The organism is Pseudomonas sp. Irchel 3A18, assembly GCF_900187465.1.
GTDB classification, from domain to species: domain Bacteria; phylum Pseudomonadota; class Gammaproteobacteria; order Pseudomonadales; family Pseudomonadaceae; genus Aquipseudomonas; species Aquipseudomonas cichorii.
On sequence record NZ_FYDI01000005.1, the window covers coordinates 150,104 to 162,091 of the forward strand.

Consider the following 11,988-nt stretch of genomic DNA (forward strand, 5'->3'; position numbering starts at 1 on the left):
CAACCATGTTTCTTGGAATCGATTGCGGGACCCAAGGTACAAAAGCGATCATTCTGGATGCTGATAGCGGTCAGGTACTGGGCGAAGGTTCTGCCCCTCACAGTCTGATCAGCAACGCCCATGGCCGACGCGAACAGGATGTGCAGCAGTGGCTGGACGCGCTGGCGCTGGCGACCCGCAGTGCGCTGGCCAAGGCTGGTATTTCAGGCCAGCAGATCAGGGGCATCGGCGTTTCCGGTCAGCAGCACGGCCTGGTGCTGCTGGACGCTCAGGGCCAGGTGCTGCGCCCGGCCAAATTATGGTGCGACACCGAAACCACACCCGAGAACCAGCGCCTGCTGGATTATCTGGGGGGCGAGCAAGGTTCGCTGCAACGTTTGGGGCTGGTCATTGCGCCGGGCTATACGGTTTCCAAGCTGTTGTGGACCAAGGAGCAGCACCCGGAACTGTTCGAGCGTATCGACAGGATCCTGCTGCCTCACGATTACCTCAATTACTGGCTGACCGGGCGTTGCTGCACGGACTATGGCGATGCGTCGGGGACCGGTTACTTCAATGTGCGCACCCGGGAATGGGACTTGCCATTGCTGGCGCATATCGATCCGACTGGTCGTCTGGGCAAGGCGCTTCCTGAGTTGCTGCCGGCACAGCACAAAGTCGGCACGATTCGAGGCGAAATCGCCAGCCTGCTGGGCCTGAACCCTGACGCGGTGGTGTCCAGCGGCGGTGGCGACAACATGATGGGGGCCATCGGCACCGGCAATATCAAGCCCGGCCTGATCACCATGAGCCTTGGGTCATCAGGCACCGTGTATGCCTTTGCCGATCAGCCCTTTGTCAGCGAGCAAGCGTCGGTGGCAACCTTCTGTTCTTCGTCCGATGGCTGGCTGCCGCTGATCTGCACCATGAACCTGACCAACGCCACTAGTGCCATTCGCGAGTTGTTCACGCTGGATATCGACGGTTTCAATCAGGCCGTCACCCAATCACCCATCGGAGCGGAAGGTGTGCTCATGCTGCCGTTTCTCAACGGCGAACGAGTCCCCGCCCTGCCCGATGCCACCGGCAGCATTCTGGGCCTCAACAGCACCAACCTGACCCAGGCCAATCTGTGCCGGGCCGTGGTTGAAGGAACCAGCCTCGGATTACGCTACGGGCTGGACCTGCTGAGGGCCAGCGGTATCAAGAGCCAGACCATCCGCCTGATCGGTGGCGGCTCGAAAAGCGCCATCTGGCGGCAGATGATTGCCGACATCATGGATACTCCAGTCATTTGCACCGAGTACGCCGAAGCGGCGGCCCTGGGCGCTGCTATTCAGGCGGCCTGGTGCAGTTCTGGCGAGAATGGGCAAGCAACGGATCTGCACACACTTTGCGAACGCTGCGTCAGGCTCGACCCCGACAGCGAAACCTACCCTGTCGCAGAAAATGTGGCCGCTTACGAGCGCGTCTACGCACGTTATCAGGATCAATTGCGGGCAGTCTGATCCCTGCCATTTCACGGAGCACTTATGTTTCTTGTCTGCGGCGAAGCTCTTTTCGATATTTTCACCCGAGCGGACGACAACGGTTCGCTCAACAGGCTGGGCCTTGAAGCCGTTGCCGGGGGTTCACCTTTCAACGTGGCGATCGGTTTGCGCCGCCTCGGGGTCGAGGCCGCTTTTTTCGCCGGGCTGTCCACCGACTACCTGGGTCGCCGCTTGCGTGCCGTACTTGATCAGGAAGCGGTCAGCCCCGCTTACCTGATCGACGTTGAAGCGCCTACGACACTGGCCATGGTGGCGGTCGGTGCCGATGGCTCGCCCACCTACAGTTTTCGTGGCGAGGGTTGTGCCGACCGGCAGTTGCGGCTGGAGCACCTGCCCGTTCTGGATGAGAAAGTGCGCGGCATTCATGTCGGCTCGTTTTCGCTGGTTGTGCAGCCGATTGCCGATACCGTGCTGGCGCTGGTCGCCCGGGAGAGCAACAACCGGCTTATCAGCCTGGACCCCAACGTGCGGCTCAACCCGGAGCCGGACATAGAACGCTGGCGCGCTCAGATCCGCGCCTTTGCCGAACACGCGCATATCATCAAGGTCAGCGATGAAGACCTGCACCTGCTCTACCCGGACAGCGATCCGCAAAGCATTGCGCAAGAATGGCTGAGCAAACGCTGCCAGTTGGTGGTTCTGACCCGGGGTTCGGAAGGTGCCAGCATTTTTACCCGGCAACACGGGAGCTGGTCGGTGGCGGCGCAAAGCGTCAAGACCGTGGACACGGTGGGCGCAGGCGATACGTTCCAGGCGGCCTTGCTGACCTTTCTCAGCGAGCGCCAGCTGGATACGCCGCAAAGTCTTGAATCACTGACACGGGAAGCCCTGGATGAAATGCTCGGCTTTGCCGTCAGGGCGGCGGCGCTGACCTGCACCAGGGTGGGACCGGATCTGCCGTATCGGCATCAGCTGGCGTGATTTTCGCGACTGAAGTCGCTCCTACGCGGGTTGAAGGAGCGAATTCATTCGCGAAAGAGCGCTACGCAAGCATCCCGGCCTTGATGCCATTGATTCTCGCATTGATGTCATCAACAGCCGCAGTCTGATGCCCCTTGAGGGCTTCCTGGACTTTCTTGTCCACGGCCAGCTTCTCTTCAGGGCTCATGGCCTCATATTCAGCCTTGCTGACACCCGTGAGTTTTTCACGCATTTTCTCTTCGGCAGTCTGCTTCATGTAATCCATGAATTCCTGCTGAATCGAGCTGGTCGAACTACCGGTGCTGGTCGTGCTGCCCGCCCCGTTCGATGCGATCACACCATTGTCGCTGTCGGCGGTTTTCTCGGACAGGGTTTTCTCGGCCAGGGTCTTGATGTTGAACATCATCCGGGCAAAGGATTCGTCATAGCCATTGTTGCTCTTGGTACTGTCCTGGGACGCGGAACTGTCAGCCCTGGCGGTCACCGGATTAACAGCCGGAACCAGACTCTCAGCAGCCGCAACAGTACTGAATGAGTTCTGGGAAACTTCATCCACTGTCTTGCGCCCGACGAATCTGGAAACCAGACCTTCGAGCGTGCCGTTGTTGATAATCATCTTTCACCTCCTGCGGTGGGTGCGACCCTTACGCAGCAAAACCAGTGCCAGCCGTATCAAAAACCTTCAACCCACTGTTTTCAAAAGGCTTTAAAAAGGAACCACGAACAACGACCGGAAGAAAACGGAGAAACACTGCCGATCATGGCAAGTCATTGCCGGCCTGGGTCCAGTGCAGGCCCAACTCGATATCTTTGCTCAGATCGAGCTGTTCAAGGGGTAACGGCATTGCGAAATAATAGCCCTGAGCCTGGCCCGCCCCCATGCCCCGCAGCAATTCCAGAGTCGCATGATCCTCAACGCCTTCCGCTACCACGGTCAGATCAAGAGACTCGGCCATCCGCACGATGGCACGCACAATCGCCCGGCTTCTGGCGCTGGTCGTCAGTTCCAGAACAAAGGACTTGTCGATCTTCAGGCCGCTGAAGTGATACTGATGCACATAGCTGAGCGACGAGAAACCTGCACCGAAGTCGTCGAGCACCACCGACATGCCCTTGTCGGCCAACTGCTTCATGGACTCACGCGCCTGCGCCGGATCGGCCACCAGCGCCCCCTCGGTGAGTTCAAGGCACAGGCGCGAAGGCGCAACACCATATTCCGTCAGCAGGTTCAGCACCTCTGCGGCAAATTCAGGGCGAGTGATGCTGTAACTGGAGCAGTTCACATGCACCGGCGGCCAGTGGGCATTGGCCGGATCGGCCAGAATGGCAATGACGCGCTGCAACATGTAAATGTCCAGGCGACCGATAAGGCGCAAACCTTCCAGAGCCGGTAGAAAACTGCCGGGAGCGATGACCCGGCCATCGGGCTGACGCCAGCGAATCAGGGCTTCAAGGGCAAACAGCTTGCCAGTATTGACGCAGATAATCGGCTGAAAATACGGAATCAGCTCATTGGTGTGCTTGAGCGCCTTGCGCAGTGCGCCCTCACGCTCGACCTGATCGGAAACCTCACGGCGCAACTCCTGATTGAACACCACAAAGCTGTCACGACCGCCATTCTTGGCCCGGTACATGGCCGTGTCGGCATCGCGCAGCAACTCGGCTGGCTCCTGATGAAACTGACGATCAGCCCCGACCACACCGATGCTGCACGAAGAAAAGACCGAATGGCCGCTGATAAAGAACGGCAGGTCGAACGCTTCAAGAATGCGCTCGGCAATCCCGACCCCGACAGCCAGCGGCGCACCGATCCCCAGCACAGCAAACTCATCGCCCCCCAGACGCGCAAGCAGATCGCAATCGCGGATACAACTGCGCAACCGCGCAGCCGCCTGGACCAACAGGATATCGCCAAAGTGATGACCCAGGCTGTCGTTGACGACCTTGAACCGGTCCAGGTCAATAAACATGACCACCAATTGCTGGTCATGTTGATTGAAAGCCTGCCAGGCCTCTTTCAGACGCTGCTGCAACTGGCTGCGATTGGGCAGGCTGGTGAGCGAGTCATGGGAGTTTTCATGCTGAAGCCGGGCATTGGCCAGATCCAGCTCACGGGTACGGTCCTGAACCCGCGCCTCCAGCCGAAGATTGGCGGTATGGATCGCTTCGGCGGCGCTTCGCCGGGACAGAGCCGTGTCGATGTGCCGGGAGACGAAGGTCAACAGTTCCTGATCCCGCAGGGTGTAACTCACATTCTGCGAATAGCTCTGCACCGCCAGCACGCCCCGGACATCATCCCCCTCGAACAAAGGTATGCCCAGCCAGGATGAGGACCGATTGGAGTCATTCTGGGTCTCGATCTCGCCTTCCCTTTCCAGCCTGTAAGCATCTTCACGATCAATCAGGCAAGGACGGCGCTGGCGGATGACATACTCGGTAAAGCCACGCTGACCACGCCGTGACCTGGGCGGCGTGGCCAGTCGTTCATCGCTGTAATAGGGGAACGTCACTTCTTCGGTGGAGCCGTCATAAAGGGCGATATAGAAGTTGTAGGCCACCAGCAACTCGCCGACGATCATGTGCAGGCTATGGAACAGTTCCGCCATGTCACCCGGCTGGCTGGACAGCTCGGTAATCTGGAACAGCGCACTCTGCAGGTGCTCCGCCCGTTCGCGATCGGCCACCTCTTGCCTCAGGGCGTCGTTGGCAGCAGACAACTGCTGGGTGCGCAGCAGCACGGTATGCTCAAGGTCGGCCCGGTGCAGAATCCGGTCCAGCGCCATCGCCACATGCCGGGCAACCACCAGAAACAGCGCGCGGTCTTCGACGCTATAGATGCGCGAGACGTCGTATACCTGCATGGCCAGCATGCCGAAGACTTCGTCGGATGATTTCTTCAGCGGTGCGCCCATCCAGAACTCGGAAGGACGGCCCTCACAGAAGAACAGCCCCTGAGCCTGAGCCTGCTTTATAGCCGTGGCATCGACGAACAACGGCTGGCCCGTGGTCAGCACATAGCCCGTCATGCTCAGCCGCGAGCGGTCGAGGTACTCGAAGCTTTCCGGCTCCATCGCCTCGTGATCGGCTACGTCGATGTAATAGGGATAAGTGATCTTTTCTCTCTGATCGTCATAAAGCGCCAGATAGAAGTTCTCGGCATCGATCAGCGTCGCCAGTTGCTTGTGGATGCCCTTGAGGAAGGTGCTGCGATCCCGTGTCGAGCTGGCCAGATGACTGATTTCATAGAGCACCCGCTGAGTATTCTGCGCTCTTACCAGTGCGACACTTTGCAACAGATAGCCCAGTCGCAAGGCCAGGTCGGCCAGGGCCGGATTGGCTGATTCGGCCTTGGGTGCCAGCAGCCAGCCCAGCGGGGTTTCGCCCATGCCCACGACCCAGCGATGCAACTGGCGCTTGTTGCAGAAGTCATCGAAACCGTCACAGGGAATCTCGCCCAGCCAATCGGCCTGTGCAGATCCACTCCCCAGCAGGCGCTTGTGCGTACCGGCACCGTAAGCCGCCCAGACCACATCGGGCATGCTGATGCGCGCCTCGCGCAGCAAGGTTTCCATGAGCGCTTCACTGGAAAGCGCAGGCGATGCAGCGCAATCATCGGTGGATTGGTTCAAGGCCGGGGAAAAAGGAGGAACCTGCATGAAAAACACCAAATCCTGTAACTGGCTGCGGCTATCTTCGGCGGCAGCGCCCGAGGGTGGCAAGCAGGATATGTGATTGAAGGCAAGAAAGTGTGTATTACGAAGTGCATCAAGCACTCCTTACGACAGAAAAGCTGACACTCAGTCGGCACTATCCGGTTCTTGAGCAGGTCGAATCGGGTCACGTTGTAATAATCGAAGCCTGTTCAACCGCTATGCTGGCTTACGACTTCTTTCAACCCTTCGCAAAAGGTGATCGCAATGGTCAAGACTTACAGTTACGCCGCCCAGAAACCGACCGACACCCTGAAACCTTATCGTTTTGAACGCCGCACTCCCGGTGCCGACGATGTACAGATAGACATTCTGTACTGCGGCGTCTGCCACTCGGACCTGCACACCGCCCGTAACGAATGGCACAACACGCTCTACCCTTCGGTACCGGGCCATGAAATCGTCGGCCGGGTCACCGCTGTGGGCGCCGACGTCAAGCACTTCAAGGTGGGAGACCTGGCAGGCGTCGGCTGCATGGTCGACAGTTGCCAACACTGCGCCTCCTGCGCCGAAGGTGAAGAGCAATACTGTGAGAACGGTTTTACCGGCACCTATAACGGCCCGGTCTTTGGTGGCGAAAACACCTTTGGCGGTTACTCCGACAATATCGTAGTCAAGGAGAAATTCGTCCTGCGCATCTCCCACAGCGACAATCTGGCTGCTGTCGCTCCGTTGCTCTGTGCAGGCATTACCACCTACTCACCGCTGCGCCACTGGAAAGTCGGGCCAGGAAAACGGGTCGGTGTCGTCGGCCTTGGCGGGCTGGGTCATATGGCCGTGAAGATTGCCCACGCCATGGGCGCGCATGTGGTGCTGTTCACCACCTCGCCCAACAAGCGTGAAGATGGCCTGCGCCTGGGCGCTGATGAAGTCGTGGTTTCCAAAGACCCTGCCGAAATGGCAGCACAGGCCAACAGCCTGGACTTCATCCTCAATACAGTCGCCGCGCCCCACGACCTCGATGCCTTCCTGGGATTGCTCAAGCGTGACGGCACCATGACGCTGGTTGGCGCACCTGCCGAGCCTCACCCATCACCGGCCGTGTTCGGGCTGATCTTCAAGCGTCGCAGCCTGGCCGGTTCATTGATAGGCGGCATCCAGGAAACCCAGGAGATGCTGGATTTCTGTGCCGAACACGGCATTGTTTCGGATATCGAAATCATCGCGATGCGAGATATCAACGAGGCCTACGAGCGCATGCTCAAGGGTGACGTGAAATATCGCTTCGTGATTGATATGGCCACGCTGAAACAGGAGGCTTCTGCGGCCTGATAGCGAACATTCAGGCTGTCCGGCAGGATCGGGCAGCCTGTTTTATCGTCAGGGCCATATGACAAAAAGTCTCGATTCAGCGCCTTTAAACAACAAACCTCATCATTGAAATATCTTGCCGCAAATAACTGCACGCTTTGTCAAACCATTCGTCATAAAGCCCTTATCCGCCCCTCCAGCCTGTTGACACGCCCTGTAATGGGGCGCGCAATGGGTATTGGATGAAACGATGGGGAAATGCACATGGCTAAGATCAATGTTTTAGCGGGTGATTTTCTTCAAGGTAATGGGGAATACCGTGCTGGCACCATTACTCTTGTAACCCCCCTCTTTCCATGGCCTGGAATCTGTTTCAAACAGGACGAAATCAAGTCAATGGAAATTGCCAGCAAAGCATCAAACAGGAAAATGGATGACACTATCGGGTTCGGTCTTGCAGGTGCATTGATGTTAGGCCCCGTGGGAGCTGCCGCCGGCATGTTCCTGGCGAGCGAAGAGAAAGAGATAACCTTTGTAGCAACGCTCAAGGACGGCAGGAGCCTGCTCGCCGCCACCGATGAAAACACCTACCGAAAAATGGCGCAGGATATCCCTGTGTCCGACTTCATGTAACAGCCCCCACTGCGTGACAAGAACCCGGCCCTGCGCCGGGCTCTTTCGTTATGGCCCGGCTATCCTTTTTCAACAAGCGTTCTGGCACCGATTGTGCTTGGTGAAAGATTAACTTTTTATTACATTTTTATGACATTGATATCTGTTATCTCAACAGATTCAAGTTTCAGGGCAAGCGTGCAGATATCAAGAATGACTGGACGTTAACAGGTGGAAAGATGAAAGAACGAGCAACAGTCATCTGCAAGCGTGACGACCAGATCCTCTACGTTCGCAAACCAAAATCGAAATGGGCATTGCCCGGCGGCAGGATCGAAGCGGGAGAAACGCCAGCCCAGGCAGCCGTGCGCGAACTGAGTGAGGAAACGGGCCTTGAAAACCTGGACCTCATGTATGTGGATGAATACGAAAAGGATCGGGTCATTCACCACATATTCACAGCCGTGATCCCCTCCTCCAGCGAGCCCTCGCCACGGAACGAGATTGCCGCCTGCAAATGGCTCGCGACTGGAAACATCAGCGACCTCAAGGCAAGCACAGCGACCAAATCCATCGTCAAATCGTTTGCCCGGCCCAAATAGGGTCGGGTTTCAATCTGCGCAAACGAAAAAAGGGCGACCCTTTCGGATCGCCCTTCTTCACCGCCCAGCAGAGCGGATTTTGTTTGGTAGGCGCGATTGGACTCGAACCAACGACCCCCACCATGTCAAGGTGGTGCTCTAACCAACTGAGCTACGTGCCTGCTGTGGGAGCGCATTCTACGGATATTGAAAAAGGTGTCAACGGATTTTTGCAGTAACCCACTGATATATTCAAATTTTTAGCTCTGAATTCAGTACATGCCATCAGACGCAAGCTCCGGCAAGGGCATCAAGCCAACTGTCTGAAAGCGCACGGCGCTGACAGTTCTGTCAGTTCCCGTCATTTCCCCCCACTTTTAATCTGTACGCACGCGCGCAAGCGAATGTAGCTATCTGCACGAACACGTTCAAGGCACTCCTGTTCGCGTCTCCTATGCCATTCACGCCAGGTGACGAAATGATTATTTATGCAAAGAAATTGACCGGAGAACTCTGGGAACTGGATGTTGAACCCTCAGATACGATCAGTAACGTGAAATGCAAGATTCAGGATAAATCTGGCATTTCCCCCGAAGCACAGAGGCTTATCTTTGCCGGGAAACAGCTTGAAGATCAGAGAAGCCTGAGCGATTACAACATTCAGAAGGAGAGCACCATATATGTTGTAATCCGACTCTAGACATAAAGCTCTGGCGCAATACCCATAGACAACCGGCATCATGCACTTCACGGTCGAACGAAAAAAGGGCGACCCTTTCGGATCGCCCTTCTTCACCGCCCAGCAGAGCGGATTTGTCTGGTAGGCGCGATTGGACTCGAACCAACGACCCCCACCATGTCAAGGTGGTGCTCTAACCAACTGAGCTACGTGCCTGCTGTGGGTGCGCATTCTACGGACATTGGCTGGCCTGTCAATCTCTTTTTCAGCTAAGCCTATGAATTCGCAACGCTTTTAGGTGCTGCGCAGGTAAATATGTTTTATCCCGTGGCTGGCAGAGGTTTTTTAACTGGGGTAGGATCACGGCACTCGTCAAGAATTTTAAACGGAGCTTCAGGATGGCGAACACGCTCTATCCGCAGTCCTACTACGCCGCATCAGCCAATCCGGTCCCGGAACGTCCTGCCTTGCAGGGTGAAGTGGAGACGGACGTATGCGTCATCGGCGCAGGCTATACAGGGTTGTCCAGCGCCCTCTTCCTGCTTGAGCATGGCTTCAGAGTCACCGTGCTGGAGGCCGCGAAGGTCGGCTTTGGCGCCTCGGGCCGTAACGGCGGGCAGATCGTCAACAGCTATAGCCGCGATATCGATGTCATCGAGCGCAGCGTAGGCCCCAAACAGGCGCAACTGCTGGGGCAGATGGCATTCGAGGGCGCGGCGATCATTCGAGATCGTGTTTCCCGTTACGGTATTCAATGCGACCTGAAGGACGGCGGCGTATTCGCAGCCCTGACCAACAAGCAGATGGCGCATCTGGAAGCTCAGAAGCGTTTGTGGGAACGCTATGGGCATTCGCATCTGGAGCTGATGGATAAAAACCGCATCCGCGAAGTCGTTGCCTGCGAGCAATATATCGGCGGCATGCTGGACATGACCGGCGGCCATATCCATCCACTGAACCTGGCGCTGGGCGAAGCGACTGCCGTGGAATCGCTGGGCGGTGTCATCCATGAACAATCGGCGGCGATCCGTATCGAACGTGGCGCCAACCCGGTCGTGCATACGGCACAAGGGAAAGTCCGGGCCAGATTCATCATCGTGGCCGGCAATGCCTATCTGGGCAATCTGGTGCCGGAACTGGCGGCCAAGTCGATGCCATGCGGCACTCAGGTGATCACCACCGAACCGCTGACCGAAGAGCTGGCCAAATCCCTGCTGCCTCAGGATTACTGCGTCGAGGACTGTAATTACCTGCTGGACTACTACCGCCTCAGCGCCGACAAGCGCCTGATCTTTGGTGGTGGCGTGGTCTATGGCGCCCGCGACCCGGCCAATATCGAAGCCATCATTCGTCCCAAGATGCTCAAGGCCTTCCCGCAACTCAAGGATGTGAAGATCGATTACGCCTGGACCGGCAATTTCCTGCTGACCCTGTCACGACTTCCGCAGGTCGGGCGCCTGGGCGACAACATCTATTACTCTCAGGGTTGCAGCGGGCATGGCGTGACCTATACCCATCTGGCAGGCAAGGTGCTTTGCGAAGCCTTGCGTGGCCAGGCCGAGCGTTTCGATGCATTCGCCGACCTGCCCCACTACCCATTCCCTGGCGGCCAGTTGCTGCGCACGCCGCTTACAGCACTGGGCGCCTGGTATTACAGCCTGCGCGACAGACTGGGCTTTTGATGGATAGCGTGAAAACCCTGTAGATCGGGGTTTTCACTGCTTCAGACCAAACTTATTTAACACCCTGACGGGCCAATGCCTTCACTGCTTCACCGGCAGCCTGCTCCTGTCCGGCCTGAGACAGTTCATTGGCAGCTTTCAGCCAGCGCTGCTGATCCACATTGGCAGGCAGTTGCCGTGGCCCCTGAATCAGGACCGCCCAACTGCCTGCATCCTTCCAGGCAGAGCTGAAGCTGCCAAAGCTCATCATCTGCCGACGATTCATGCCCACCTGCAGCAGAACGGTCTGCTTGATGCGGTTATAGCCCACCAGCACGCCATAACGAGGCCCTTTCCACCAGGCCGAGCCTTCGGACAGCCGCAGCATCACCGGATAACCCGCCGAAACCTGCTCCAGCAAAGCGTGCAGTTCGCCATCGAGTGGGTAAACCATGAAACCGTATTGGCGCGCCGCATTCTGCATATTGCTTTCAAGCTTCCCCTCGCCGCCCGGCAATTGCAGGGGCTTATCGAGGAGCCCGGGTGTAATCAGCACCTGACGGTTGGCCAGCATGCCCGCCAATGCGCCAGGTCCGCTTTGATACGCGTTGCCACGGAAGAACGGCACAGAGTTGAGTTCAACCCGGTCCGGCAAGCGCTGAATTTCTGGCGTAACCATAGAAGCGCAGGCGGTCAGGCTCAAGGCCAGGACCATCACCCACCACGGCCGCCGGGTCCTGGCGGCGTTGAACAAGAAAGATACCGGCAGCATTTTCACTCACTTCAACGGGTGTCAGGCAACACACGACCTGACTCGGACACCGATCATAGAGCCGCACAGCGCCTGGGTATAGCCTTCTGACACAGTCAGAGTGACTGGATAGATCAAATTGGTCATAGCCGTCAATTAATCGAAACATGTGAGGGACTAGACTGTCACTTATTCAGACAGCAAGAAGATGCGGTAAATACGGAGGCACTTATGAGCCTGGAAATGACAATCGTGATGCTGATCGTGGCATGGCTGATGGTTGCAGGCGCCAT

Annotated in this window: 10 protein-coding genes and 2 tRNA genes; 7 read left to right on the forward strand and 5 right to left on the reverse strand. The window is 57.3% G+C overall.

The window, feature by feature from the left end; translation table 11 throughout:
* Positions 1–5: 5 nt before the first annotated feature.
* Entirely contained in the window at positions 6–1,487 is a 1,482-nt protein-coding gene (gene xylB / locus CKW23_RS11630) for a xylulokinase (protein ID WP_025259843.1), read from the forward strand.
* A 24-nt stretch (positions 1,488–1,511) separates the two neighbouring features.
* Positions 1,512–2,450: a carbohydrate kinase gene (locus CKW23_RS11635; RefSeq protein WP_025259842.1), complete on the forward strand. Its 939-nt coding sequence runs from the start codon at positions 1,512–1,514 to the stop codon at positions 2,448–2,450.
* A 61-nt stretch (positions 2,451–2,511) separates the two neighbouring features.
* Here CKW23_RS11635 and CKW23_RS11640 read toward each other — a convergent pair whose 3' ends face one another.
* Both CKW23_RS11640 and CKW23_RS11645 read right to left on the reverse strand, forming a co-directional pair.
* Positions 2,512–3,066, reverse strand: coding sequence for a hypothetical protein (locus tag CKW23_RS11640; protein ID WP_025259841.1), 555 nt, complete (start codon positions 3,064–3,066; stop codon positions 2,512–2,514).
* A 142-nt stretch (positions 3,067–3,208) separates the two neighbouring features.
* A complete protein-coding gene (locus tag CKW23_RS11645) occupies positions 3,209–6,022 on the reverse strand; it encodes an EAL domain-containing protein (RefSeq protein WP_236249433.1) in 2,814 nt (937 codons plus the stop codon).
* 345 nt (positions 6,023–6,367) lie between these two features.
* Between CKW23_RS11645 and CKW23_RS11650 the strand changes: the two genes are divergently transcribed.
* The 3 genes from CKW23_RS11650 (at position 6,368) to CKW23_RS11660 (ending at position 8,625) form a co-directional block, all read left to right on the forward strand.
* Entirely contained in the window at positions 6,368–7,432 is a 1,065-nt protein-coding gene (locus CKW23_RS11650) for an NAD(P)-dependent alcohol dehydrogenase (RefSeq protein WP_025259839.1), read from the forward strand.
* Positions 7,433–7,675: 243 nt separating this feature from the next.
* Positions 7,676–8,044, forward strand: a complete 369-nt coding sequence (locus CKW23_RS11655; RefSeq protein WP_025259838.1) for a hypothetical protein — start codon at positions 7,676–7,678, stop codon at positions 8,042–8,044.
* A gap of 218 nt (positions 8,045–8,262) precedes the next feature.
* Positions 8,263–8,625 carry an NUDIX hydrolase gene (locus tag CKW23_RS11660; protein WP_025259837.1) on the forward strand — a complete coding sequence of 121 codons (363 nt, stop codon included), beginning with the start codon at positions 8,263–8,265 and terminating at the stop codon, positions 8,623–8,625.
* A gap of 84 nt (positions 8,626–8,709) precedes the next feature.
* On the opposite strand, the gene CKW23_RS11665 is transcribed toward CKW23_RS11660, so the two are convergent.
* A tRNA-Val gene (locus tag CKW23_RS11665) sits at positions 8,710–8,786 on the reverse strand.
* A gap of 296 nt (positions 8,787–9,082) precedes the next feature.
* Here CKW23_RS11665 and CKW23_RS11670 point away from each other — a divergent pair.
* Entirely contained in the window at positions 9,083–9,304 is a 222-nt protein-coding gene (locus CKW23_RS11670; protein ID WP_025259836.1) for a ubiquitin-like protein, read from the forward strand.
* A gap of 118 nt (positions 9,305–9,422) precedes the next feature.
* Here the strand turns inward: CKW23_RS11670 and CKW23_RS11675 are convergent.
* A tRNA-Val gene (locus tag CKW23_RS11675) sits at positions 9,423–9,499 on the reverse strand.
* A 182-nt stretch (positions 9,500–9,681) separates the two neighbouring features.
* On the opposite strand from CKW23_RS11675, the gene CKW23_RS11680 reads away from it, so the two are divergent.
* On the forward strand, positions 9,682–10,965 hold the full coding sequence (locus CKW23_RS11680) for an FAD-binding oxidoreductase (protein ID WP_025259835.1): 1,284 nt from the start codon (positions 9,682–9,684) through the stop codon (positions 10,963–10,965).
* Positions 10,966–11,017: 52 nt separating this feature from the next.
* Here CKW23_RS11680 and CKW23_RS11685 read toward each other — a convergent pair whose 3' ends face one another.
* Positions 11,018–11,716, reverse strand: coding sequence for a hypothetical protein (locus CKW23_RS11685; RefSeq protein WP_025259834.1), 699 nt, complete (start codon positions 11,714–11,716; stop codon positions 11,018–11,020).
* Positions 11,717–11,988 lie beyond the last annotated feature (272 nt).